Origin of the sequence: Mucilaginibacter sp., from assembly GCF_041660805.1 — a bacterium.
Lineage (GTDB): Bacteria > Bacteroidota > Bacteroidia > Sphingobacteriales > Sphingobacteriaceae > Mucilaginibacter.
The window spans coordinates 339,730-366,099 of record NZ_JBAZVP010000002.1 but is presented as its reverse complement, the minus strand read 5'-3'; the positions used below and the strand labels follow the sequence as shown (position 1 = coordinate 366,099).

At 40.8% G+C, this 26,370-nt stretch carries 24 protein-coding genes; 11 read left to right on the top strand and 13 right to left on the bottom strand.

The window, feature by feature from the left end:
• Nucleotides 1–112: 112 nt before the first annotated feature.
• The 3 genes from WC743_RS04655 (at nucleotide 113) to WC743_RS04645 (ending at nucleotide 2,281) form a co-directional block, all read left to right on the top strand.
• Nucleotides 113–1,045: a 2-hydroxyacid dehydrogenase gene (locus tag WC743_RS04655; RefSeq protein WP_373010647.1), complete on the top strand. Its 933-nt coding sequence runs from the start codon at nucleotides 113–115 to the stop codon at nucleotides 1,043–1,045.
• Nucleotides 1,046–1,321: 276 nt separating this feature from the next.
• Complete coding sequence (gene greA / locus WC743_RS04650) at nucleotides 1,322–1,795, top strand: transcription elongation factor GreA (protein ID WP_373010646.1); 474 nt, start codon at nucleotides 1,322–1,324, stop codon at nucleotides 1,793–1,795.
• Nucleotides 1,796–1,876: 81 nt separating this feature from the next.
• Nucleotides 1,877–2,281 (top strand): HIT family protein, encoded by a 405-nt coding sequence (locus tag WC743_RS04645; RefSeq protein WP_373010645.1) that lies wholly within the window; start codon nucleotides 1,877–1,879, stop codon nucleotides 2,279–2,281.
• Here the strand turns inward: WC743_RS04645 and WC743_RS04640 are convergent.
• Nucleotides 2,278–3,213, bottom strand: a complete 936-nt coding sequence (locus WC743_RS04640) for a LysR substrate-binding domain-containing protein (protein ID WP_373010644.1) — start codon at nucleotides 3,211–3,213, stop codon at nucleotides 2,278–2,280. The genes WC743_RS04645 and WC743_RS04640 overlap by 4 nt on opposite strands.
• Nucleotides 3,214–3,306: 93 nt before the next feature.
• On the opposite strand from WC743_RS04640, the gene WC743_RS04635 reads away from it, so the two are divergent.
• The gene (locus WC743_RS04635; RefSeq protein ID WP_373010643.1) at nucleotides 3,307–4,800 is read left to right on the top strand and encodes a catalase; all 1,494 of its coding nucleotides are present in this window, start codon (nucleotides 3,307–3,309) and stop codon (nucleotides 4,798–4,800) included.
• Nucleotides 4,801–4,887: 87 nt separating this feature from the next.
• Here WC743_RS04635 and WC743_RS04630 read toward each other — a convergent pair whose 3' ends face one another.
• The 3 genes from WC743_RS04630 to WC743_RS04620 form a co-directional block, all read right to left on the bottom strand.
• Nucleotides 4,888–5,742 (bottom strand): DUF2911 domain-containing protein, encoded by an 855-nt coding sequence (locus tag WC743_RS04630; RefSeq protein ID WP_373010642.1) that lies wholly within the window; start codon nucleotides 5,740–5,742, stop codon nucleotides 4,888–4,890.
• Between the two features lie 320 nt (nucleotides 5,743–6,062).
• Entirely contained in the window at nucleotides 6,063–6,575 is a 513-nt protein-coding gene (locus WC743_RS04625) for a hypothetical protein (RefSeq protein WP_373010641.1), read from the bottom strand.
• Nucleotides 6,572–7,153, bottom strand: a complete 582-nt coding sequence (locus tag WC743_RS04620; RefSeq protein WP_373010640.1) for an RNA polymerase sigma factor — start codon at nucleotides 7,151–7,153, stop codon at nucleotides 6,572–6,574. The genes WC743_RS04625 and WC743_RS04620 overlap by 4 nt, the downstream gene beginning before the upstream one ends.
• Before the next feature lie 262 nt (nucleotides 7,154–7,415).
• Between WC743_RS04620 and WC743_RS04615 the strand changes: the two genes are divergently transcribed.
• A complete protein-coding gene (locus WC743_RS04615; RefSeq protein ID WP_373010639.1) occupies nucleotides 7,416–7,784 on the top strand; it encodes a DUF6249 domain-containing protein in 369 nt (122 codons plus the stop codon).
• 124 nt (nucleotides 7,785–7,908) lie between these two features.
• Nucleotides 7,909–8,598 (top strand): hypothetical protein, encoded by a 690-nt coding sequence (locus WC743_RS04610; RefSeq protein WP_373010638.1) that lies wholly within the window; start codon nucleotides 7,909–7,911, stop codon nucleotides 8,596–8,598.
• Nucleotides 8,599–8,653: 55 nt separating this feature from the next.
• Here the strand turns inward: WC743_RS04610 and WC743_RS04605 are convergent, their stop codons facing one another.
• Both WC743_RS04605 and WC743_RS04600 read right to left on the bottom strand, forming a co-directional pair.
• Nucleotides 8,654–9,166 (bottom strand): DinB family protein, encoded by a 513-nt coding sequence (locus tag WC743_RS04605; RefSeq protein WP_373010637.1) that lies wholly within the window; start codon nucleotides 9,164–9,166, stop codon nucleotides 8,654–8,656.
• A complete protein-coding gene (locus tag WC743_RS04600; protein ID WP_373010636.1) occupies nucleotides 9,144–10,364 on the bottom strand; it encodes a sensor histidine kinase in 1,221 nt (406 codons plus the stop codon). Before WC743_RS04600 ends, WC743_RS04605 begins: the two co-directional genes overlap by 23 nt.
• A 204-nt stretch (nucleotides 10,365–10,568) precedes the next feature.
• Between WC743_RS04600 and gltX the strand changes: the two genes are divergently transcribed.
• Nucleotides 10,569–12,089, top strand: a complete 1,521-nt coding sequence (gltX, locus tag WC743_RS04595; RefSeq protein WP_373010634.1) for a glutamate--tRNA ligase — start codon at nucleotides 10,569–10,571, stop codon at nucleotides 12,087–12,089.
• A gap of 157 nt (nucleotides 12,090–12,246) precedes the next feature.
• Here the strand turns inward: gltX and WC743_RS04590 are convergent, their stop codons facing one another.
• The 5 genes from WC743_RS04590 to WC743_RS04570 form a co-directional block, all read right to left on the bottom strand.
• Nucleotides 12,247–12,900: a formylglycine-generating enzyme family protein gene (locus WC743_RS04590; protein WP_373010631.1), complete on the bottom strand. Its 654-nt coding sequence runs from the start codon at nucleotides 12,898–12,900 to the stop codon at nucleotides 12,247–12,249.
• 155 nt (nucleotides 12,901–13,055) lie between these two features.
• A complete protein-coding gene (locus tag WC743_RS04585) occupies nucleotides 13,056–13,550 on the bottom strand; it encodes a GNAT family N-acetyltransferase (protein ID WP_373010630.1) in 495 nt (164 codons plus the stop codon).
• Between the two features lie 8 nt (nucleotides 13,551–13,558).
• Nucleotides 13,559–14,299, bottom strand: a complete 741-nt coding sequence (locus WC743_RS04580; protein WP_373010629.1) for an ABC transporter ATP-binding protein — start codon at nucleotides 14,297–14,299, stop codon at nucleotides 13,559–13,561.
• Between the two features lie 2 nt (nucleotides 14,300–14,301).
• Nucleotides 14,302–15,777: a DUF5687 family protein gene (locus tag WC743_RS04575; protein ID WP_373010628.1), complete on the bottom strand. Its 1,476-nt coding sequence runs from the start codon at nucleotides 15,775–15,777 to the stop codon at nucleotides 14,302–14,304.
• A gap of 42 nt (nucleotides 15,778–15,819) precedes the next feature.
• The gene (locus WC743_RS04570; protein ID WP_373010627.1) at nucleotides 15,820–17,100 is read right to left on the bottom strand and encodes a replication-associated recombination protein A; all 1,281 of its coding nucleotides are present in this window, start codon (nucleotides 17,098–17,100) and stop codon (nucleotides 15,820–15,822) included.
• 168 nt (nucleotides 17,101–17,268) lie between these two features.
• Here WC743_RS04570 and WC743_RS04565 point away from each other — a divergent pair, with 168 nt between their 5' ends.
• Both WC743_RS04565 and WC743_RS04560 read left to right on the top strand, forming a co-directional pair.
• Nucleotides 17,269–17,925: a DNA-3-methyladenine glycosylase gene (locus tag WC743_RS04565; RefSeq protein ID WP_373010626.1), complete on the top strand. Its 657-nt coding sequence runs from the start codon at nucleotides 17,269–17,271 to the stop codon at nucleotides 17,923–17,925.
• A 476-nt stretch (nucleotides 17,926–18,401) separates the two neighbouring features.
• On the top strand, nucleotides 18,402–19,523 hold the full coding sequence (locus tag WC743_RS04560; RefSeq protein ID WP_373010624.1) for an MBL fold metallo-hydrolase: 1,122 nt from the start codon (nucleotides 18,402–18,404) through the stop codon (nucleotides 19,521–19,523).
• 628 nt (nucleotides 19,524–20,151) lie between these two features.
• Here WC743_RS04560 and WC743_RS04555 read toward each other — a convergent pair.
• A complete protein-coding gene (locus WC743_RS04555) occupies nucleotides 20,152–21,483 on the bottom strand; it encodes an ATP-binding protein (RefSeq protein ID WP_373010623.1) in 1,332 nt (443 codons plus the stop codon).
• Between the two features lie 504 nt (nucleotides 21,484–21,987).
• Between WC743_RS04555 and WC743_RS04550 the strand changes: the two genes are divergently transcribed.
• Both WC743_RS04550 and WC743_RS04545 read left to right on the top strand, forming a co-directional pair.
• Nucleotides 21,988–22,893, top strand: coding sequence for a helix-turn-helix domain-containing protein (locus WC743_RS04550; protein ID WP_373010621.1), 906 nt, complete (start codon nucleotides 21,988–21,990; stop codon nucleotides 22,891–22,893).
• A 239-nt stretch (nucleotides 22,894–23,132) separates the two neighbouring features.
• Entirely contained in the window at nucleotides 23,133–24,572 is a 1,440-nt protein-coding gene (locus tag WC743_RS04545) for an aldehyde dehydrogenase family protein (protein ID WP_373010620.1), read from the top strand.
• 484 nt (nucleotides 24,573–25,056) lie between these two features.
• Here WC743_RS04545 and WC743_RS04540 read toward each other — a convergent pair whose 3' ends face one another.
• Nucleotides 25,057–26,007 carry a LysR substrate-binding domain-containing protein gene (locus tag WC743_RS04540; RefSeq protein WP_373010619.1) on the bottom strand — a complete coding sequence of 317 codons (951 nt, stop codon included), beginning with the start codon at nucleotides 26,005–26,007 and terminating at the stop codon, nucleotides 25,057–25,059.
• Nucleotides 26,008–26,370: the final 363 nt, after the last annotated feature.

The window sequence follows — 26,370 nt, the reverse complement described above, 5'->3', positions numbered from 1 at the left end:
AACGTAGCCGGCCTTAAGAAAAGCACATTGCGTCATCTTATAAACACATCTTTTGCAAAAATTAACTAATGCCTTTCAATTTTGTAATTTTGCGTTTTATAAACTTATCACATTGAAAAATAATATCCTCATAGTTGATGACATACACCCGGTTTTTATTGAACAAGCCGAAGAATTAGGCTATGCCTGTAATTATCAACCATTAATGAAACCGGATGCCGTTTATGAAATACTGGGCGAATACACCGGATTGGTGATCCGTTCTAAATTCAGGGTGAATAAGGAAGTGATTGACCAGGCTACCAATCTGCGGTTTATTTGCAGGGCAGGTGCCGGCATGGATAATATTGATGAGGATTACGCCCGTTCAAAAAACATAACGCTTATTAATGCACCCGAAGGTAATATGGATGCAGTAGGCGAACATGCTGTTGGCTTGTTGCTTAGTTTAATGAACAAAATTAATACCGCCGACGCCGAAATAAGGAATGGCATCTGGAAGCGTGAACCCAATCGCGGCCACGAGCTTAAAGGTAAAACTGTAGGCATTATTGGCTATGGCTTTATGGGTAAAAGTTTCGCTAAAAAATTATCCGGCTTTGGTGTACTTGTTATTGCTTATGATAAATACAAAACGGGTTTTAGCGACCAGTATGCCCGCGAGGTTAGCATGGAGGAGATTGTAAGGACCAGCGACGTACTGAGCCTGCACGTTCCCCTTACCAAAGAGACCAACGGACTAGTTAATGATGAATATTTATTCCATTTTAAAAAGCCTATCTTCCTTCTTAATACGTCGCGCGGTAAGGTGGTAAAAACACAAGCGGTGCTAAATGCTATTAAACAAAACAAAATATTAGGGGCCGGGCTTGATGTACTGGAGGTTGAAAAATTCCCTGCGCTGGCAGAACAATCCTGGTTTGATGAGCTGCGCCAAAGCGGCAAGGTAATATTAACACCACATGTTGCCGGCTGGACGTTTGATAGTTATCGTAAAATAAGTGAGGTGATGGCCTTAAAGCTAAAAGACTTACCAATAGTGTAACGGTGCAATATTTTGCGCCTCATTCCTGTATATTATTATGCATATTCATCAATACGCGAAGTATTGCATCCGTACATAATCAATCAATTACGCCAACAAAAAATTTGGATATTAAAATTTAATTATCTTATCTTCGTTTTAGACTAAACAAGACTATGCAGGCCAAGCCGACGTAGTCTTGTTTGTTTTTAAGGCCATTGCGCTCTTCTATCAAAAAGTAGTAGGGCGGTTTTTTTTGGCGGTAAACTATAAATTAATACTAATAATAATTGTGTTATGGCAGAGGTATCATACTATACCAAAGAAGGTTTAGAAAAATTAAAAGAAGAATTACAAAAGTTAAAAACTACCGGCAGATCTGATATATCAAAGCAAATTGCCGAAGCGCGCGATAAAGGTGATCTTTCGGAAAATGCTGAATATGATGCAGCTAAAGAGGCCCAGGGTTTACATGAGGCTAAAATAGCGCAAATGTCAGAGACCCTGGCTAATGCCCGCCTGCTTGACGAATCAAAATTAGATATGTCAAAAGTGCTGGCTTTATCAATTGTAAAGATAAAGAACGTTAAAAGCGGCGCTACAATGAGCTACCAACTGGTATCAGAAAGTGAAGCCGATATGAAAAGCGGTAAAATATCAGTAACATCACCTATTGCAAAAGGCTTATTAGGCAAATCTGTAGGGGAAGTAACCGAGATAACGGTACCCGCCGGTAAAATTGAATTCGAGATATTGGAGATCTCCAGATAATGACAAATGAGTGAATTAGTGATTTATCGAATTCAGAAATCACTAATTCACTAACTCATTAAATCACTAATTAATACTACCATGAGCATCTTCTCAAAAATCATATCAGGCGAAATACCCGCACATAAAGTGGCTGAAACAAATGAGTTTTTAGCATTTTTAGATATTAGTCCATTGGCCGAAGGGCATGTGCTGGTTATCCCTAAAAAAGAAGTTGATTACATTTTTGACCTGGACGATGAGACCTATATGGGCTTGCAAATGTTTGCCAAAATTGTGGCTACAGGTATTAAGAATGCAATACCCTGCCAAAAGGTTGGGGTAGCTGTGATAGGTTTAGAGGTGCCACATGCACACATTCACCTGATACCAATGAATAGGGTTGACGATATGAACTTCTCTCGCCCAAAACTTAACCCTACAAAAGAAGAGTTAGCGACAACCGCTCAAAAAATAGTTGAGGCTTTAAGAGAGGTCACCCACTAAATTTCCATTATTTCTTTTTTCTTTTTACTGCGCAGGCGCTTAGGTACAAAATCAAGTATCTCATTTTTTAGCGCTTCTATCATGCGGCGCTTTAAAAAGTTACGGTGCATTACTATGCTTACTTCACGGGCGGGTTCGGGGCTTTTAAAGTAGCGCACCCTATCCAATTGTTTATCATTCAAATCTGCAAGTGCAAGTTCGGGTAATATAGTAGCGCCATTATTCATGTCAACCATCCGCTTAAGGGTTTCTACACTACCTGTATTATATTCAAAATGCTGATAGCCCTTTGTTGCCTTGCGCCGTTGACAAATATTTAAAACCTGCTCGCGCATGCAATGCCCTTCGTTAAGCACCCAAATTTCCTCCATATCAATATCATCCGGGGTAATGCTTTTCTTTTTGAAAAGCTTACTGTTTTTAGATGCATACGCTACAAAGTTTTCGTAGAATACTGGCATTTCGGTCAATGTGCTTTCATGCAGCGGGGTTGATAATATCCCGCAATCCAGGGTGCCCATTTTCAATTGCTGTATGATCTGCTCCGTAGTTTGTTCCCATACTATCAGCTTTACCTGTGGATATTTTTCAATAAAGCCATGCATTATTTTGGGCAATATATAAGGGGCTACAGTTGGTATTATACCTACCTTTAATTCGCCCGATAAATCCTTTTGCCTGTCGCTGATAATTTCTTTTATTTTTTCACTTTCTGCTAATAATACTCTCGCTTGGGCAACAATCTCAATTCCTATTTCGGTTGGCGTTACAGGCTGCTTGCTGCGGTCAAATATTTTTACGCCGAGTGTATCCTCCAGCTTTTGTATTTGCATACTTAAGGTTGGCTGAGTAATAAAGCACTTTTCGGCTGCGGCAACAAAGCTGCGATAGGTATCAACAGCTACAATATATTCAAGTTGGGTAAGGGTCATATATAGATTATATCTATACAAATATAGCAACAATTGATTTTTTCTATTAAAATATTTTAATGAAGTTTGAGTTTATAAACCCAGACACATACTATGGAACCTATAAAAAAGAAGCTGACTACCGCATCGGGCAAGCCTTATGCGGAAAATGAGAATTCACAAACCGTTGGCCCACGGGGGCCGATACTTTTACAGGATTTTATTTTACATGAAAAGATGGCTCACTTTAACCGTGAGCGCATCCCCGAGCGTGTGGTACATGCAAAAGGTTCTGGTGCTTACGGAACTTTAACTATCACACACGATATTACCCAATATACCCGTGCAAAAGTTTTTAGCCAGATAGGTAAAGAAACCCGCGCCTTCCTGCGCTTTTCTACCGTTGGCGGCGAAAAAGGGTCAGCCGACACGGAGCGCGATCCGCGCGGATTTGCGTTAAAGTTTTATACTGAAGATGGCAACTGGGACCTGGTTGGCAACAACACGCCGGTTTTCTTTATAAAAGATCCTAAGAAATTTGGCGATTTTATTCACACCCAAAAACGCGACCCTTATACCAATTGTAAAAGCGCTACTATGCAGTGGGATTTTTGGTCGCTTAACCCCGAAAGCCTGCACCAGGTAACTATCCTGATGAGCGATAGAGGCACTCCCTACGGTTATCGCCATATGGATGGATTTGGCAGCCATACTTTCTCGTTTATAAACGCCGGCAATGAGCGCTTTTACGTAAAATTTCATTTTAAAACCCAGCAGGGCATTAAAAACTTTACAGATGAAGAGGCCGGCGAAATGCGCGGTAAAAACCCTGATTTTGCACAGCATGATCTGTTGACGCATATTGATAATGGTGACTTCCCAAAATGGGATTTGAAAATACAGGTAATGCCCGAGACTGAAGCCGCCACTTATCACATCAATCCGTTCGATTTAACCAAAGTATGGCCACATGGCGATTATCCGCTGATTGATGTTGGTGTATTAGAGCTGAATGAAAACCCGGATAATTACTTTGCACACGTTGAGCAGGCTGCTTTTGCACCAGCACACGTAATTGATGGCATTGGCTACTCGCCCGACAAGATGCTACAAGGGCGCATACTTTCATACCCGGATGCGCACCGTTATCGCCTGGGGGCCAATTATGAGCAAATTCCGGTTAACCGCTGCCCGTTCATGGTAAACAATTACCAGCGCGATGGTAAAATGCGTGTGGATGGCAACCATGGCAAAAACCCTAATTATTTCCCTAATAGTTTTGATGATATTGAAGCCGACCAAAGCTATAAAGAACCGGCCTGGGATATTAATGCGCAAGTGGCTGATTGGTATGACCGCAATGCCGAAGGTGATAACGATCATTACACACAACCGGGTAATTTATATCGCCTGATGAGTGAAACCGCAAAACATGACCTGATCAAAAACATTGTTCATTCTATGAGTGGGATTGAAGGGCCTAAAAAAGACGAGATCACAAACAGGCAGCTTTGCCACTGGTTCCGTGCGGATATTAACCTGGGCATGGCTGTTGCCCAAGGCCTGCAGTTAGACCTGAACGAGACAATGAAACAGATGCCTGCATAATGGACCATAGCTAACTGGCCGATCACGGTCAAACAAAAAGAAGCCGTCTCACACTTACGCATGAGACGGCTTTTTATTGTAATGATATTAATTCTTAGCTTGTCCTATAACAGCCTCGTTAAGGCGAACGTACTCGTCATCGTTGCTTGCTTTTGCTAAACGTACACCTTCCTGGGCAGTTGCAATAGCTTCAGCTTTTTTGCCCATCTTTAACTGGATACGAGCTTTCCATAATTTATACCAGGGTCCGTTGGGCTCTAATTTTTCTGCCTCTAATACCCAGGTCATAGCCTTGTTCAAATCCTTGTCGTTCTCGTAATAATACTGAATGGCATTAAAGTAAGGCCTTTTTTTAGTATCGCCCTGCATCAGCTTATTAATGTTAGCGGTAATTTGCGCATCATCATCTGTTTGCATGTGCATTGGCACTGCGGTATGGTCCCAAACAAGATACAAATCTGTAGTTTTTGTAGTTGAGTTGGCAAATTGCATAGTAAACGTTTCACGTTTCTCTTTAACCTCAACGGGTTTTACTTTAAAGCGTAAAAGATCATCAGCTTGTTTATAGCTGTATGCGCCCCATTGTTTTGCGGTTTTGTTGAGGATAATTGTCCACATCTTTTCATCAGGGATGCTGAATAAAGAATAGGTACCGGCAGGCACTTTATTGCCCTCTACAATAACATTCTCGCTAAAAGTAATTGTAGTAGCATCGTTTGCGCCTGTGCGCCAAACAGTACCAAAAGGGTTAATACCTCCAAATATTTTACGGCCCTTAACATTTGGGCGGGAGTAGGTAATGGTGATCTTACCTAAGCCAAAATCTTGTATAATAGTTTGGGTTGAACTGGCTTCGGGTATGCGTGGCTCTTGTGCATATGTTTTTAAAGTACCACAGGCCATTAAGATAGTAAACAGGTATATAAAAGGTTTCTTCATCATTTAAAATTTACCACTAAGATAATGATTGTTACATGAATTTTTAATGAAATGAATGTCGGAAACAAGAGGCAGCTATAAAATCGTCATAAAAAATAAAAGCCCCCCAGACTTGCTCCGGGGGACTTTCAACCTAAACCTTATCACAATTAACCGGTAAGTGTACCGGTCCGTATTGCATAGTACAAATACTATACCAAATAATATAAACGTTTAAACTTATTTTAAATATTCATTTAATTAGCCTGCAGGGCATTAATTAAAAAAACACACTTCGTGTCATGTTGACACATTTTCATACTTCTATCCGCTAAACACAACACTTACCCCTGTTTCAAGACAGCCTTGCGCCGCAAATAGGTGTCTAATAAAAACAATCCCATTACCACATCAAAAAATAAAAACCCTTTAATAACCGGGCCTGTAAGAAAACTGTTAACGTGGTTTACGTTTAGTTGTACCGGGATTTTTATACTGGTGCCTGTAGTTCCCCCGGTGTTCCAATTCCAGTTAATGCTGCTTAAAGCAAATATTACCAAAGTGGCTATTGTAACCACAAAAAACACAGCTATACCCAGTATAATGCGCTTGTTTATAGCGGCTTTAAGCGGCTGTTGTGCATGCTCGGCGCGTATAGTTTCCATTACATTATATGTAAAGGCCATTGATGGTTCATCAAGCTCCATGCCGGTAAAATCTTCATTAAGCTTTAACAGTTCATGATATTTGCGCATGTAAACTTCATCCTGTGCTATTAGCACAGCTATTGCTTGCTGCTCTTCAGCAGTGCAGGAGCCATCAATGTAGTTCCAAAGTTTTTCTTCTATACTGTTCATATCAGTTCTTTAACTTCGTGTTTCAAATTACGCTCCAGCCTTTCTTTTAAACGCTGGCGCGCCCTAAATAGTTTTACCTTAACGGTATTGGCCTCAATTCCCAAAACCTGCGCAATCTCTTCAAGCGATTGCTCGCCTTTGTAAAACATGGTTATAATAGTAGCATCATCAGGTAATAGTTGGCCAATGGCCTGGTTTAAATAATATGACCGTGATTTATTCTCAACGTTATTTTCGTCATAACCACTTGGCTTATTCTCAATTTGTATAAACGTATCTTCATCATCTATAGAAGAGGTATCCACCCGTTTTTTACGCAAAGAGGTCATAGCGGTAGTATATACAATACTGTACAGCCAGGTACTGAATTTTGATTGCTGCTGAAAAGATGCCAGTGACCGGTATGCTTTTATAAAGCAATCCTGCGCAATTTCTTCGGCATCTTCTCTGCCCTTAGCAAAACGCATAGCCAGTGTAAAAACAAAACGCTGGTGCCGTTTAATCAAATCGGCATAGGCCGATTGGTTACCGCCAAGGGTTTGTTCAATTAATTCTATATCTGAAAGCTTGCTTTGCATATTATACAACCTCTATGACTACATGGCGGCACATTAGGTTACAGGTGAATTTACGAATTTTAGAATTACGATATACGATTTATTAATGCATACGCGGGTTATATACCATGCTCATTTAAAATCTTAAGATCGTACATCTAAATTCTAAAATATTTCTACGTTAGGGTGTAACCTCATTAAAAAACATGTGGTCATAGCATACAAATACACCGTGGTGGTGTTAATGAAACAAAAAAAATCAACTATTTAAAAACTTAATATTATGGATACTGGAAATTTAGGTGTTATGGCGGGGATCATTATTTCACTGGGCTTATTTGCAATGATCTTTGGAATTTTTTACCTGTATAAAAGAGAAAAAATGGCAATGATAGAACGTGGCATGGACCCAAGAGGGTATAAGGCGCAACCTGCTCCTTATCAAAACTTAAAATGGGGTTTATTACTAATAGGTGCAGGCTTAGGTTTGTTTTTAGCTTATTTGCTTGACAGTACCGCTTTTGCAAGCACCCATGATGAAAATGCTGCTATTTATTTTGGATTGATCGCGATATTTGGCGGTCTTGGTTTAGTGCTTTCTTATCGTATTGAGAAAAAAGAGCTTTATAACGATAACAATAAGTCTGAGTAAAATAATATTAGCAAAAAAGGCCCTTTGCAAGTTGCAAAGGGCCTTTTTTTTATTTGTTTAAATATTAAAACATACCTATATTTATAGTTAGATAAAACTATCACCAATATAAATATTCATCACCATGAAGAAAAAAGTACTTTTTGCTCTGCTTATGGCAGGGTGCCTTACAGCTGGGGCCCAAACAGCCGAAACCAAGGTAAAACTCAGCGATAGTACCCAGCTCGTATATGCAGAAGCTAGCAATGGTAATAAAGATGGTGTTTACTATGTAAAAAACACAAAAAAAGATGCAGTATTACTGCAAGGAAATTATAAAAATGATAAAAGAATAGGCACCTGGTATTTTTTTGATGCAAATAACAAATTAACCATGCGTTATAACTACGATCAAAAAAAACTGGCTTATTTAGATGAGACGGCACTTAAAAATGTAGCCGTTGATATAGAAAGTGATGACCCTGAAGTAAAAAAGAGTGCATCAGCACCACTGCCACTTTGCCCGATAGATCTTTATACATCATATATAACAAAAAAACTTTACGCGGCCGGTAACGGCGAAAACAGCGCGCTTGATGCAGAAATTACAGCGCATGTTAGTACTGACGGAACAGCTACCTACACTGTTAGCTACATGGGCACTAATAACAGAAAAGTGGTAAACCAAAAGCTGAGTGTGCCTAATGATAAGTTTGAAATAGAATGGATCCCAAGTAAATATAAAAATCAGCCTATTGACTCTAAATTTATTGTTTATACATCAGTAAGAGCAAACGACACAAAAACTTTCCGCAGAAACAGCTGGAATAACTAAACAGCTATTGCCTTAAAAGAGCGGTCCTGACGATTTGTCAGGGCCGCTCTTTTATTTACAAATATTTTTCTTTCAGAATTTTAAGGTGATGCAGCTCATGCCCGGCTGTGATGTAAACAAGCGCCTTAACCGATACCTGGTTATTGCTGGCAATACCCGTTCTGTTTAGCTGACTTTCATTAAATGAACCAAAAAGATAAAGGTTTGATTCACGGGTGGCTCTGAACTCAGCAGCAAGGCTTTGTATGGTCCGGGAGTTAAAATCAGTATTATCTACATAAACATCCTGATCAAAGCCTGGCAGAACAGCGCTCTCCCGCGAAAAGCACAATGCGCGAAAAGCAAATACCCTTTCGGTATCTATCATGTGGCCCAATACCTGTTTAATGGTCCATTTATCTTTCGCATAGGCATATGCGGCTTTCTCCTCCGTCATATTACTGAAAAGGTTATAGGTTGATGTTTGCAGCTCTTCTAATAACTCCATAACATCGGCGCCTTGCGGCACCTTTGATACATACGTTTCGGCATAGGCCGAATACTCATCAGGCAGTGGTCGGATTATCATGGTTTACACTTTTTAATACTATCCTAAATGTAGTTCCTTTACCCAGTTCAGAATCACGCACAAATATTTGCCCGTTGTGATAATTCTGTACCATTCTTTTGGTTAAGGATAACCCAAGGCCCCAGCCACGTTTACGGGTGGTATACCCGGGTTGAAAAACGGTATCAAACTTAGAGCGCGGTATACCTTTACCCGTATCGGTAACATCAATATAAACTTGCTTTTTAAGGCGGTTACCGCTTATGTCTACCTTAATACTACCTGTACCGTCAATTGCATTTACAGCGTTCTTCAGCAAATTTTCTAACACCCAATCAAACAACGGAATGTTTAGCCCTGCATACAACTCCGTGCTACCGGTAAGTTCAAAGCTAATTTTGTTACTTACGCGCACTTTAAAATAATCCACAAATTCTTTCACCACATCGTATACCAGGTGTTCTTCCAACTTGGGTTTCGAGCCTATTTTTGAAAAGCGGTCGGCAACTATTTCAAGGCGCCTTACATCGTTCTCCATTTCGGCCATTAGCGGGTCGTTTTCGGCGTTGAACTTATCTTTTATAAGCTCTATCCAGGCCATTAATGATGATATAGGCGTACCTAATTGGTGCGCGGTTTCTTTTGCTAAACCCACCCATACCTGGTTCTGTTCTGATTTGCGGGAAGAGCTAAACGCAGTGTAAGCCATCATTAAAAATATCGCGATTACAGATAGCTGAATATAAGGGAACATTTTTAATTGGGTAAGCAAAGCAGAATCTTTATAGTATACCAGCCATGGCTCATTCAATATTGTTAACCTGATAGGCTCGTGCTGTTTTTTCATATAAGCCAGCTCATCCTTAAAATAATCAAGATCATATTTCTGCTTACTTTCCTTTAACTCTTCAGGGCTAAGTTTTATAAACGTTTTTGTGGTATCAAGTCCACGGGTAAATTTAAAATCACCTTTTTCATCTATAACAATTGCAGGCACAATTGAACTGTCACGCACAGCTAAAACATAACTCAAAAAATCATTATCATCTGATGAGGTGACCATTTTTATGCTCATGGCCCATACCTGCGCCCGTGTACGCTCTGACTGGGCAATCTTCTTAACTAAATAGCTGGTGTAAAACAACGACCCGCTCGCAATAACTACGGCAAAAGTAAGCAGCGAATATTTCCAGCGTTTTTTTTGTTGGTACGGGTTCATAACAGATGTTCAAATAACGGAATTTTTTTTATGTTATTGGGGAGCAGAATAAGAAGTAAGGGCCAGGAGCCAGAACATGATTATTTTGAGTGAATTTTATATCTCCATCATCGCATAACAGTTGGGAATAGGTAGCAAACATTACATAACCAAAACACATTCCGGCTTTCGCACTAATTTAGTAAAGCATATCTTTGCGGTGCAATGTCAGATAAAAAAGTAAGAGTCCGTTTTGCGCCAAGCCCTACAGGTGGTTTACACCTTGGTGGTATGCGTACCGTTTTGTTTAACTACCTGTTTGCTAAAAAACATAAAGGTGATTTTGTTTTACGTATTGAAGATACCGACCAAACCCGCTATGTGGAAGGCGCAGAACAATATATATTAGATTGCTTAAAATGGTGTGGTATAACACCGGACGAAAGCCCCATTGTTGGCGGGCAATATGCCCCTTACCGCCAAAGCGAGCGTAAGCCCATTTACCGCGAATATGCCGAACGCCTTGTAGCACAGGGCCATGCTTATTACGCTTTTGACACGCCCGAAGAGCTGGATGCGAAACGTAAGGAGATCCCTAACTTTCAATACGGCCATGCTTATAGGCATGAACTGCGCAATTCATTGAGCTTGCCTTTACACGAGGTTGATGCATTGCTGCATACCAATACGCCGCATGTTATCCGCATAAAAATGCCCGAGGATGATACCATTAGTTTTAATGATATGATACGCGGCTATGTTAGTTTTGATACTAACCAGGTTGATGATAAGGTATTACTAAAGGCCGATGGAATGCCAACCTATCATTTAGCCGTTGTGGTTGATGATTACCTGATGAAGATAACCCATGCTTTCCGTGGCGAAGAATGGCTACCATCGGCTCCTGTGCATTTACTTTTATGGGAGTTTTTAGGCTGGAAGGCAGATATGCCGGAGTGGGCCCATCTACCATTAATATTAAAACCCGATGGACATGGCAAGCTAAGCAAACGCGATGGCGCACGCTTAGGGTTCCCGGTGTATGCCATGACCTGGACAGACCCGAAAACAGGGGAAGTAACTCCCGGGTTTCGCGAAATGGGGTTTTTACCCGAAGCATTTTTAAACCTGTTAGCTATGCTTGGCTGGAATGACGGTACCGACCAGGAAATATTTTCACTTGATGATTTGATAGAAAAATTCTCTATTGAACGCATTAGTAAAGCCGGAGCTAAATTTGATTTTGAAAAAGCCAAATGGTACAATGCCGAATGGATAAAACGTACCGATGCCGAAATATTAAAGTTTAAGGTTTGGGATATTTTAAAAGAAAATGGCGTAACCGTTACTGACGAAGCTTACCTGCTTAAAGTAATTGATATTGTTAAAGAACGCTGTGTATTACTGCCCGATTTTTATCAGCAGTCGGCCTACTTTTTTCAACAACCTGCGGAGTATGATATCAACTCGGTAAAACCAAAGTGGACTGATGCAAAAACAGATTTCTTTAATACTTTAGTAACTGTATTACCAGAACTGGACGCTTTTGAACCTGCAGATATAGAAACACGCTTCAAAGCATTAGCCGAAGAAAAAGGTTTGAAAGTAGGCGATGTGATGTTGCCTTTTCGTATTATGCTGGTGGGGGGCAAATTTGGCCCGCATGTATTTGATATAGCTGCCCTGCTTGGTGAAAGCGAAACAATTATCAGGATAGAAAAAGCACTGGAAGCGTTTACAGGCTAACAGCCTAATTAAATACGTCATTGCAAGGAGGAACGACGAAACAATCTCGTAGCCAATGCATGACCGTTTAGCGTGCGACGGGGTTATTAATGAAGATGCGTGTTGTTTTAGCATAGCGGCGAATAGTGCTTCACTACGTTCGGCATGTCAAAAGAGACTACCCCGTTATATTTCTTGCGATCCTAAACCCGAGGTCATCAATTTTGAATGACGTGGGATGGCTAGGCCTGCGATTGGTTGCCATACAGCCCCTTTCCTCATCACTCCAGCCGCCGCCCCTGAAGATGCGGTAGGAACCATACACGGTTTCATCATATATATCAGAACACCATTCCCAAACATTACCTAACATATCGTAAAGGCCCCAGGCGTTGGGTTCTTTCAGCCCTACATCATGGGTTGATTTCTCCGAGTTATCCTTATACCAGGCGATCGAATTTAATTCGCCGTACCGGATGCCGGTTGTGCCCGCTTTACATGCATATTCCCACTCGGCTTCTGTTGGAAGCCGAAACCCGTTTGCCTTTGCTTCAAAAGTAATATCCTCGCCGGAAAAATCTATGGTATAACATGGTTTTAACCCGGCCTTCGTTGATAATACGTTACAGAAGTTGATCGCATCTTTCCAGCTTACGGTTTCAACAGGTAGCCTGTTTCCTTTAAATGTACCGGGCAATTCATTAGTAACCTCAAAGTATTGCTCTTGTGTTACCGGGAATTGAGCGAGTAAAAAAGGGGCAAGCTCAACAGTCCATTTTTGTTTTGTCCTATCATCCCGCAATTCAATTCTTCCGGCGGGGATTTTTGCCATTGGGATTGTGGAAAGATCGAAAGGGTTGTTTATATCTTGATTCATTTATTGTTAAACATGTCATCCTGAATTCATTTCAGGATCTCTCGGGATAGGTCACCTACTTTACATGTGGTGGGATTCCGAAATAAATCCGGCATGACGGCTGGGGCATTTTACAGCTCCTTGCGCATCACATAATCATTCATCCAATACGGCCCAATGGGGATATCTTCCTGATAAGCTATCTTGAACCCCATTTTTTCGTAAAAGCTTTTAGCGTTGTTATAGCGGTTCACATTCAAATCAAGGGTTTGCTTGCCGGCTTGTTTTGTTTTATCTATTACCTCATTTATCAATATCTTACCGTAGCCTTTGCCCTGCGTTACGGGCAGGCAATACAGCTTATGTAATTTATAAATTTCGGGGTCCTCCTCACGGGGCGAATAGGCGGCAAAAGCTACCGGCTTATCATCCTCCAAAAGCAATAAAAAACTTTGCTTATTGTTCTCTACCTGGTCGGTTATTTTTTCCCGGGAGTAGATCTCGCCAAGCATAAAAGCCACCTGCTCCTTCCCTAAAAGCGGCTCATAAGTAGGCCGCCAGGTTTGTTCGGCTATCTGTAAAATGGCATCAACATCGTCTGTTGTAGCTTCCCTTATCAAATACATAGACTAATTTAGTGGTTTTCCTCGTTATCTACCTCAAACGAAGCAAGGCTTTGCCCCACACCAAAATACTCTTCCAGTTCTGACAGGGTTGATGAGCTGGTAGCAATATCTTTAATGATCCTCCCTTTTTCCATCAGCAAAATACGTTCGCAAACATCGGTAACATGGTTAAGGTCATGGCTGGATACGATGGTGGTTACGCCATGCTTTTTATTCTGCTCCTTCAGGATGTTTTTCAGCCTGAACTGTGTACTTGGGTCAATATTGGCAAAAGGCTCATCCAGCATCAGCAATTGGGGCTTCTGTAGCAAACAGGCACCTACGCCTACCTTGCACTGGTTCCCTTTTGACAGGTCGCGGATGTATTTGCCTTTTTTTAAGATCTCGCCATTAAAAAAATCTGTTAAGCCTAACAATGCTTCATCAACCTGCGCTTTGTTCTGCTGGTGCAGGCCACCTATAAAATACAGGTATTCTTCAGGGGTTAGGTAATCTATCAAAAAGCCCTCATCCAGGTAAGATGCGGTATAGTTCTTCCATTCTTCGCCGCCTGCCACTTTATTACCGTTTGATAATACTTCACCACTTTCGGGGCGTATCAGATCAAGCACCATGCGGAACAGGGTGGTTTTACCCGCGCCATTGTTACCTATAAGGCCAATGCTTTCACCTGCTTTTATTTCAAGCTGTGGTATATTTACAACAATTACACCATTGTAAACTTTCTTAAGGTCGTTTATTTGTATCATGGTTATTTATTTCTGAAGCCCTCGGCTATTTTAAATCGTTTGGTATAAAAATCGGCTTCCAGTTTTTTTATCCAGAAACTGCGTGTTAGTATAAATATAACTCCTATAACGGCCAATGCGGCAAAACCTACATCAGGCATTTTAAAAAATTTGAAAGGTAAAAACACCACGTAAGGCAGCAATATCAGCGGGAAAGATAACAGCAGCTGCGTTGCCCCTACACCCTCCCAGTTAAATGATGCACCTTTTGAAAGATCAATACGCTTGTAATTTCTGTTGGCGAAAAACAACACGATGGTAGTATTAATGCCCAGGTTCCACAAATACATAATAAAATGAATGAGCACTACCTTCCAGCCAAAATAAACGTAAGGAATTGTTAATATAAACGCCACTGTAGATACAATGGTAAACAACAGGTATTTTGCCTTTAAAAAATCTTTAAAGCTCACCTTGCTCACCAGTAAGCCATCAAAATGCGAGGCCTGCCAGCTAAACATAAACTGGCCGTAATTGATAATAAAAATACCGGTCATAAACATGCCGACGAAAACCTTCACCCCTTCGCCATACATGGATTGTGTATAAAATATCAATCCGTAAAACATGAAAACCAGCCCCATTATTAAGGCAGACCGCGAACGTTTATTACGCAGTATTAGTTTTATTTCGTTTGCAACCAGGTCGCCTACACTACCAAACCGGCTAAGGAGTGGTATCTCGGTGCTGCTTCTATAAGCATTCGCTTTTTTAGAACTTAACTCCTCCAGGTAAAGATTCTGCTTAAGGTAAAAAAAGTTCACATAATACATCGCCACAGCCAGTATCACAGGGAGTAACATTAATGCCGGCAACTTTATCAAATTACCAAAAAACCGGAATGATATGCCATGTAACGAGTATAAATGCCAAACATAATCACCACAGGTTATGAGTGATAAAACAGCCCCCGCAATTAAAAACACCCAGCCGTTTAGGTTAGCCTTGCGCTTAATGTACATGGCCAAATAGTTATTGAACAGGGCCAGCGCTATTATGGAAATAAAGAAGGCAAATGCTACCAATCCGCCTGATACCGGCAGGATGATCTTTATAATAAACGGCCCGAAAACCACTATAGGCCATAAATTAAAGAATGACAACAAGGCTGTTAACGCCAGGTAGCCAACCACACTGTTGCGCTTAACAGGCAAATGCAAATAGGGCTGCACTTTAAGAGTGGGCAGTTCCTGCAATTGCATACGTGTTAAAAGGTCAAAAAGGTAATAAACCAATAGTATTCCGCAAAAGGAAGTAGTAAGATCGGCATTAGGAAATGCGGATCCTAATATCTTATCTAAAAACAACCCTAACGCCAGCACATATAAAAACAAAATAAAGATGAGTATCCCCATCACTATTTTTATGGCTATGCTTTTGCCGGTGTTTGCTGACCGCCAAAAAGATTTTAATTCGTGATTAAAGAAGATTGAGATCATAGGGAGTAATGATAGATTAAGCTTTAATTAGGGGTTAAGGTACTAATATTTATACCTATCGCCCCAAAGTTTTTTTAGCTTTTCTTTTGATTCCAACTCCCGCGGATTGTTACCTGGATTATAAATTTTTGTCCCCTTAATAGCTTCGGGCAAAAAATCAAGTTCGGCAAAGTTGCCTTCAAAGCTGTGGGCATATTTATAATTTTTGCCGTAACCTATATTTTTCATGAATTTGGTTGGTGCATTGCGCAAGTGCAGCGGCACGGACAGGTCGCCGGTTTCACGAACAAGAGCTATTGCAGCCCCTATAGCAGTAGTGGCCGAATTACTTTTTGGCGATGTTGCCAGGTAAATAACCGTTTGTGATAATATCAACTGCGACTCGGGCATGCCAATTACCTGTACCGCGTTAAAGCAGCTTTGTGCCAGCAGTAAAGCATTAGGGTTAGCATTGCCAATATCTTCTGATGCCAGTATGAGCATACGGCGGGCAATAAACAGCGGGTCTTCGCCACCTACTATCATACGGGCCAGCCAGTAAACCGCGCCGTTAGGGTCGCTCCCCCGCATTGATTTGATAAAGGCCGAAATAATATCATAATGCTGCTCGCCGGTTTTATCATACAGGGCCATGTTTTGCTGCACATGCTCCAGTACTACATCATTGGTAAGCGTAATTTTTTTAGCCTCAAAGGCATTTACCAGCAGCTCAAAAATATTCAGCAGCTTACGGGCATCGCCACCGCTTAGGCGCAGCAATGCTTCATGCTCTTTTATAGTGATGTTCTTTTCTTTAAGTACTACATCTTCCTTTTTAGCTTTCTCCAATAGATCAAGCAGGTCCTGCTCTTCCAATGGTTTTAATATATACACCTGGCACCGCGACAGCAAAGCCGATATTACCTCAAAGGATGGGTTTTCTGTAGTGGCGCCAATCAGCGTAACAATTCCCCGCTCAACCGCACCAAGTAATGAATCCTGCTGCGATTTAGAGAAACGATGAATTTCATCAATAAACAATATGGGCAATATTTCGCCCTGCTCTTTCAACAGCGACGCTTTTTCTATAACCTCACGTACATCTTTCACTCCCGAATTAATAGCGCTCAACGAAAAGAACGGACGGTATAACGATTGTGAAATGATATAAGCCAGCGTAGTTTTACCCACCCCCGGCGGCCCCCAAAACAGCATAGATGGCAACGAACCGCTCTCTATGGCTTTACGCAATACCGCACCCGGACCAACCAAATGTTTTTGCCCAACATAATCATCTAATGATTTTGGGCGCATGCGTTCGGCTAATGGCGGCAGGTTGTTCATAATGTAAAAATCTGAAATAGAAATGCTAAATCCTAAAAAAATTAGTAATTTAATAAGAATTGAACTATTTTGTCGGCCTGAGGAACGAAGGATCTATTCGGCGGCAGATTCTTCGTTATCGCTCAGAATGACAAAGCTCTTTGATTATAGCACATACATAACAATACAATGCCTGAACAGTTTACACCCGTAACTTACCATTCTATCTGCGATGAACTCGCCACCATGGATACAGACCTCGCCTACATACTGCAAACCTATGGCTATCCGCCGTTTTGGTCGAGGCCAAATACTTTTGAGAGCTTGGTGCATATTATTCTGGAGCAGCAGGTATCATTAGCATCGGCATTATCTGCCCTTAATAAACTGCGGGAGCGTGTACAGGAGATCACTCCGGCAAGAATATTATTACTTACAGATGCCGAAATGAGGGAATGTTATTGCAGCCGCCAAAAAACAGCCTACATTAAATACCTGGCCGAAGCCATTATCAGCGGACAGATCAACCTTGCGGCCTTTGAGCAAATGGATGATGATGAGATCCGCAGGCATTTAACCGCCCTAAAAGGCATTGGCAACTGGACGGTAGATGTTTACCTCATGTTTGCCCTGCAGCGCGCGGATCTTTTCCCCGTGGGTGATTTGGCAATTGTAAATGCTATTAAAGGGTTAAAATCGTTACCTAAAGAAACCGCAAAAGAGGCTTTAGTAATAATAGCCGAACAATGGCAACCCTACCGTACTGTTGCAAGTATGCTATTATGGCATTATTATTTGGCCTCACCTAAACCCGCTCCTTTGAAGAAAATCTTAAAGGATTTATAAAGAATAAAACAGATTCAATCTCCGCATTTTGCTTTATGGTCAGATCTTTTGTTTAGCTTTTAACTCCAGGTAACGATTAATGGTATTAACATTGAGATTTTGAGGTGTACTCAAAATAGATTGTATGCCATGCTTAGCCAGTTCTTTTACAATAAGTTTTTTATCGTAAGCAAATTTTTCAGCTATGGTTTTGGTGTAGATATACTTTTCCTGTGATTTTACTCTTGGTTTTCCAACACTAAACGGATTTGGATTTTTCCTGCGCTTACCTTTTCTATCGCTTCATTCACTTTAAAGAATGGCATAACCCCACCGCGCTCTCAATATGATGCCTTGCCGAGAAATCAAGCATATCTATCATGTTCTTGCTACTACCCACATAATTTCATGGGATCGTTGTCCCATATTTAAGGGTTCAATTCCCCTTTTGTTAACACTGTCGTGTTACCTGTATTCGTCCCTGATGAAATAAATCAGTGAACCTTAGCGTTATTTCCATTCAGGATATGGAATATTGGGGTTTGAGGATGGGGATAGCTGCACTGTTGCTGACAGTGGCAGCTGGCTGTGGAATGGTAAATTCACTGGGAAAAAATCCGGAGGGCGAAGAGCTTGAAAAGTTGGAGGCTTTGCCTAATTACAAAAATGGCGGTTTCGAAAATTTGGCTGAACATTCTGACTCGACAGTGAAACGTAACCGATTGCTTTTAATGTTACACAACCGCTCTCAAACCACCAAGCCTTCTCTCGGGATGCCATGGGTTAAAACTGATTTGAAGACACTGGCAGCCCCTGCACCAACCGTAGTTTGGTTCGGACATTCGTCTTTGCTGATCAAAACCGATCAGGGTAATGTACTCATCGATCCTATTTTTAGCAACCATGCCGGGCCATTGCCTGGATTGGTTACGGCGTTTAAAGGAACTACGAATTACCACGCAAAGGATATGCCACCAATAGATGTGCTGATCATTTCCCATGACCATTATGATCATCTGGACTATCGCACCCTGAAAAAATTGAAAGGCCAAATCAAAATGGCCATAGTGCCGATGGGTGTTGGTTCGGATTTGGTGTATTGGGGATTTGATCCTAAAAAGATCATCGAACTGAATTGGAACCAATCGGTTACACTGCCTGGTGGTCTCCGGGTCACCGCTACACCTGCGCAGCACCGGAGTAACCGCACGTATAGTAAAGCAAATAAAACGCTTTGGGCATCTTATGTGATACAGACAGATCACTACCGGCTGTTTTACGGAGGTGACAGTGGTTATGGGACATACTTAAAAAAAATTGGCCAACAATATGGCCCATTCGATATGGCGCTGCTGGAGTGCGGGCAGTACAGTCCGAATTGGCCATGGACACATCTTTGGCTTGGGCAGACTGCTCAAGCAGCCGTTGACCTACAGGCCCGTTTGCTACAACCTATTCACTGGGCCAAGTTTGAGGCATCTGATCATCCCTGGAACGAACCTATAGAAAAGCTCCTGCCCGCTGCTGAAAAGCTGGGTGTCCAGGTAAACGTCCCGCGTATCGGGGAGCCTTATACTTTGGGTGATCCGCCCAAGAAAGCAGTCTGGTGGAATTTTTGAATAAATTATTTGAGGATGTTGGAAAAACGAGCTACGACCATGCCCAAGAGTCTTTCGATGGTTTTCAATGATCCCCGAGTTATTCGCATATTTTATGGAAAAAACTGAATAATTTGGCATACCCTAAAAACAAAAAATTTTACTATTGATAAAGCGGAATGGACGGGTCATGAACTTCGTTCATAACTATCTCATTTACTGCGCATTATGCTATCTCTTTATCAAGTACTTTACGAATCACGCAATAGGAATTTTATGACTCTAAATCGCTGGCTAAATATACTAATATTCTACAAGTTCTAAAAATTTTACAGGATCTCTGTATCAGATGGCAGTTTAATTAACAGTGAAATTTTGGCCTATATCCGGTGTTCAACTTCATTTGTTATGCCATTCATAATCTATTCTATGGGCAGACAGTCATTATTATATATATTTAGCAAACCTTATATCCTATCAACTTGAAAAAAATCATATTTGCCTGAGGCATAGTGTCCTTATATTCTTTTAATTTCTTGAACTATACATCATGGTATTTACTTACTTATAAATATTTATACTATATCTGATTAGTTAGATTGGCTGTTTATCGGACGTTTAGTGGATGTTTCGGACGTTTATCGGATGTTTAAGTTTTTCCGGTTGGAAGCACGTACTTGGTACCCCTTCCGGTATTTCCAATACGAACCAACATCTTTTTATCTACAAGGTTCTGTAACTCAGAAGCGGACACGGATTTTCCAATATTATTAATTTCCTGGTAATCAGAATTAGTGATATGCCCGTTCACCTTAGCATATAAAACAGCTTTGATCTGCCGCTCGTTCAGATCCATCGTCTGCAACAATTCATGCGTATAAATATCTTTCCGGAAAACCACCCGGAACCCACCCTGATCCTCCTCGATAAGGGGTTCAGGTAATCCCGCTTCTAAACAGGAACTGATAATTTTGGTAGTGCCACGCCCCCAGGACTCTACATACCCGGCTTTAAAAAAAACATTGGCGATGTTAATGTTTCTGGGATAAGATGAATGCCGTTCTTTAAGTTGTTCAATGGTTAACTCTTCGGGAAGTGAGCCGGGGTTCCATATCTCCAAACGGTCATCGTAAACACGCAGGAAAACAAATGTACTGGAATAGTCCTTATGTATAATTGCATTGAGTACAGCTTCCCTGAGCCCCGCTTCCGGGTATTCCAGTGGCTCCATCCGTTCCAGCGCCTGGTAAGAGATCGGGCGAATAAGGTATTTGGATTTCAATATTTCTATTACTTTATCGGCCATTGTAAAAAGGTTGGTTTCTACAATGTCCTGAAACATTAAATCATGATCCTCTTTACCAAATCTGCCAATCTTAAAGCTTGCCGAACCGCTGACCATCGAAGGCTTTTTACTAAACAGTAAAACAGCGGCGTTCGTGAGTTGGCCATTCTGTAACAGATTTAAATTTTCAAGTAAAGTTTCAATAGAATCATTTTCAGCTTCAGCAGGGATTCTATCTTTTGCAATAGCTTTAGTAACAAATGACAGAATCGTACTTTCATCCAAATAATCTATAGAATGGCCTGGCACAGGCAAATCTTCCCATCTTTTGCCATTTTTCTTTAACAACCAGTTCTGCAGAGAAATGCCCTTTAATTCCTGTTTGGTACTGCCGCTCCGATAATGAAAGTTACCCTGATATGAGATTGGGATGTGGCTTTGAGGAACCACAATCTCAATGTAATGCTTGCCGGCTTCTTCATGCAAATTGACATCTATCACTAAACCCAGGTGATTAACCGATTTATTAGGAATATCCTCCATCAACTTTTTGTAATCCGGGACACCAGTTACCATGCCCTTATCATCAATACCTATAAAAATCTTTCCACCCTGAGCATTGGCAAAACCGCAAATCCATTTAAGGTATTCATCTCTCCAAGATTGTTTATATTCAATATTTTGTTGCTCAGGCATGGTTAATAATCAGTTTATAAAGATAAGGAAACAAAAGAAACTGGATCCTTTCAAAGATATCTTTAAAAATTCTGATACGTGATGTCTAAATCCCCTTGAATTGGCCAACTTCTGATGGTGTCAAGGCACCTTGGCGAAAACGAAGGACGTGGCTACAGAGCTGTGGAGGGAAATTAAAGGCAAGGAGTGCATATCATTAACGTAAAGAAAGAGAGGTAAACATGAAAACACAAGTAGTGATAACTGCGACAACCCAAAACAATAACGGATGTGACGACCATAAGAGCCGGGGTCATTAGTTTCCATTAAAGCAAAAGCCCTTCTGGGCTTTTCGCATTTAACAGCCACCTGGCGGGCCGGTCAATTGTCACACAATTGTGCAATCCGGGAAATAACTCGATTTTCCGCTGAATTTCGTTGATATGTGTAAATATTACCTTGATACGGATAAGTCTTTAGCTTGCCATAGGGCTTACCTTTGACATAGTAACCAATCATATTATTATGAAACATTACAAAAGCTTAAGTGAACTGCACGCCGATAACGGTTTTTTTCCACCGAAAAACCCGTTGTTCACTGTATTTCATTCTGACCACTCAGAAAAGAAGTGTTTACTGGGACGGGAGGAATTTACAGGTGATTTCTATATGATCGCGTTTAAGAAACTGAAGGCCGGAGTGATACTATTCGGCAGAACCAAATATGATCATGCCTGTGGTTCGATGAGTTTTACCCAACCGAGACAGGTAATTAAAATGCATGACCTTGAATTAGAGGAAGATGGATTTTTGATATTATTCCATGAGGATTTTCTAAATGGAGATGACCTTCATGAAAGTATCAGGCAGTACGGCTTTTTTGATTATGAGATTAACGAAGCGTTGCATCTTTCACCAAGGGAAGAATTGATCGCATGGGAAATTTTTAACAAGATGGAGGTGGAATATCAAAATTGTTTGCATGACTATGGGCGGGATATTATTCTTTCCAATATTAAGACGATGCTGTTATATGCACAGCGTTTTTATAAAAGACAATTTATGAACCGGAAAAAAGACACCGGTAAAATGGTGTCGAAATTTAAGGCTATCCTGATGAAGTATGTCGCAGACGGCATGCTGAAGAAAAAGGGCATGCCCTCTGTTAACTATATCGCTGAACAAATGAATATTTCACCAGGGTATTTAAGTGACCTGTTAAAGAACGAAAGCGGGAAAACCACGTTAGAACATATTCATATTTATCTTATGTCCGAGGCGAAGAACCTGCTAAAAAAAGAAGGCCAGTCGGTTACAGAGATCGCGTACACCTTAGGGTTTGACAACATCTACTATTTTTCCAGACTGTTTAAAAAAGAGGTCGGGCTCAGTCCGACGCAGTACAAGAAAACAATTACAATTGTAAACTAAGAGCCGACCGGAAAATCAATATCTTTTAACTACCTGAAATTGCTGGGATTAACCCGGCCAGGATGTCCATTGCTGTTTTTCCTGAAGGTCAACATAGAAATATAGTTATTAACGGGTTATGAATTGAGATCTACACAAAAAACATCGGAGACGGTGTTCCCCTTTGAACAAGCCAATATTATTCCGGCCGGAGTTTGTTCAAATGTTTTTTTGAAAAACAATAAATTAATTAAGAAAAAATGAAAAACCAAACATCAGCACTTGTAAAAAGTGCTACAAGCGAAGTCGTATACGATTCCGTTACTTTAAATGCATTATTCAATAAACAAAAAGCATATTTCAACTCAGATACCACTAAGTCATACGAGTGGCGCATTGATCAGCTAAACCGCATGGAAGCGCTGTTAACTGAACACTACCAGGAATTCTGTGATGCAATGGGCCGGGATTTTAAAACAGCCAATCTTGAGCAGGTTTTTGAAATTGATGCAGCGATTGCTGGTATCCAATATATGCGTACTGAATTGGCCGAATGGATGAAACCTGAACCATTAGAGATTCCTAAATTTTTGAATGCTACCGGAAGTAAAGGCCATGTTTATCGTGATCCATACGGTGTAGCCTTAATCATTGGCCCCTACAATGGTCCATTAGTATTATTGGTGCATCCCGCTGTAACTGCACTTTCCGCCGGTAATCCTGTCATGTTAAAACTGAGTACTGTTGTACCAAATACGAGTGGTTTGTTCCTTGATCTGATTCCTCAATATTTTGAGGAGGAAGCAGTAAGTGTCGTTACCGGAAACCGTGAGGTTGTTACCGAGTTGCTGAAAATCCCATTTGATTTTATTTTCTTTACCGGAAGTGTTTCAACTGGCAAAGTGATTATGCGAGCTGCTGCTGAAAACCTTACCCCCGTAGTTTTGGAGTTAGGCGGCCAAAACCCGGCGATCGTTGATGAAACCGTAAACATCCGCGAAGCAGCCAGAAAGATTGTATGGGGGGCTACCGCATGGGGCGGGCAATGGTGTACCTCACCGAATTATGCCTACGTTCATGAGTCTATCGCCGAAGAGTTTGTGAAAGAGGCTAAACAAGCAGTTATCGAAATGTATGGGACTGACCCTAAGAATAATATTGATTATTCAAGGATCATCACCTCAAAAGAGGTTACCCGTTTGGCAGGTTTGATTGACCCGGCTAAGGTTGCCATTGGTGGTGATTACGATGAAGAAGCCAGGTATTTCGCACCAACGCTGCTTTACCCTGTTGCATGGACAGATAAGGTCATGGAAGATGAAATCTTCGGCCCGATCCTTGCAATCCTGCCTTATTCCGACTTGAAAAATGCCGTCGCAGAAATCAAAAAAAGACCAAGCTCTTTATCCGGTTACATCTTTAGCAAAAATCAAAAAACGATTGATTACCTGATCAACTCACTATCTTTTGGTGGAGGGGTTGTGAACCATACTAACCTACACCTGTTCATGGAAACATTTCCGTTTGGTGGCATAGGTGCCTCGGGTATGGGTAACTATTTCGGTAAAGCCGGTTATCATTCATTAACTCACGAAAAAGCGATTCTGCAGATTCCTGATGACATGGTGATCGATCACGTTTTTCCTCCATTCACTCCTGAGAAGATCAAAGACTTACAGGAAAAATGGAGCCAGTATTAATAAATTTCTTTGTTAATTGTTTAGATTGAACTTGACATTCAATTGAAGAAACCGTTTCATACTAACCTATGATCGGTTTTTTTATTTAGTTTAAGCCTTTAATACTAATGGAAAACGATAGATAAATCTTATTATAAAGAGTTTGATATCAGCTTCTTTCATCTATATCAAAGGGTAAGCGATCCTGTATATTGATCTATTTAATCTTACTAAAGCCTTTATGTGATCGAAAGTATCAAGCAAAAGAGATGGTAGAAGCTCGCTACTCTAATTGGATTTCCTTTGGCGTAAATGCGATCCATCAATATCGCAACATTTTGGTTACTTGGAAAATGCGCTAAAGACCCATGGGTTTGGGCTAATATATTCAGAAAACCGGAAAGGCGTATTCGACGTAAAACTAATTGCCTGAGCAAGATGAAACGGTAGCTGCTGCTGTCAAAGACTTGTACTCTGAATTGTATCCTTAATAGCCTCAGGATACCTAGGCTGACATAGCTACAACTGGCTTTTTTTGTGTTTCCCGGAACTCTTTCATGTGATCAGGTACGAACTCCAGAATTTCATTTTTTAATGTTTCAATCAGCCGTTTTTTGGTAAATCCATTGTTCGTAACAATACTGATTTCCCGTGATGGTTGTGGGGACTTGAAGTACCTTACCTTTTCCAGCTGGCTTTTGGTGAGGTCTTTCAGCGCAAACTCCGGAAGGATCGTCGCGCCGTTATTTTCGTCAACCATTCGCTTGAGCGTTTCAATGCTACCGGTGTTGTATTCATAATGTTTAAACCCGATCGTGCTTTCCCTGCGCTGGCATATGTTTAAAACCTGATCACGCATACAGTGCCCTTCATTCAGAATCCAAAGCTCATCGATGTCTATGTCGTCCGGATTGATGGTTCTTTTTTTGGCCAACTCGCTATTTTTAGAGACGTATGCAACAAAATTTTCATAGAATAAAGGCATTTCGAGCAGTTGCGTTTCCAGAATAGGCGTTGATAAGATCCCGCAATCGATAAGACCAAGCTTAAGCTGCTGCACGATCTGTTCAGTTGTTTGCTCCCACATGACGAGTTTTACCTGCGGGAATTTCAACATAAACTGCGTGATGATCTTCGGAAGAATGTAGGGCGCAATGGTCGGAATGATGCCTATTTTGAGCTCACCCATCAATTCCTTCCGATGGTCGCTGACAATCTCCTGTATCTTTTGATGTTCTGCCAACAATACCCTCGCCTGTGCAATTATATTGTTGCCTATTTCAGTAGGCAATATAGGCTGCCTTTTTCGGTTGAAAATTTGAACCCCCAAGGTATTTTCAAGCTTTTGAATCTGCATACTCAAGGTTGGCTGAGTAACAAAACACTTTTCAGCCGCTATTACAAAACTTCGGTAGGTATCTACAGCTACAACGTATTCATATTGAATCAGACTCATTTCTATTAATTAACCCTCACGACTCCCGATAGCAGATTTCTATTAAACCCATTTTATAATAAAAAAATAACCAAAGATGGAAGAACAGTGCTATCACTCTACATGCTCGTGTTATGCAAGTAACCAATATTATATCGTCCCATCAAATCGATAAAATTGAAGCCGCATTGATAAAATTGATAAAGTAACTTAACCAAGTAATTGTATAGATAATTGATTTGATGCTCAGTGTATTACATCTCTTTCAAAATGACACGAAGAAATGAACTAATGAAAATCGAACTTCTTCTTGACTTTTAAACCAGAAAACGCCTTATCGCGCCTATAAAAAAAGCGCGTTAGATTATCATCAGCACATCAATT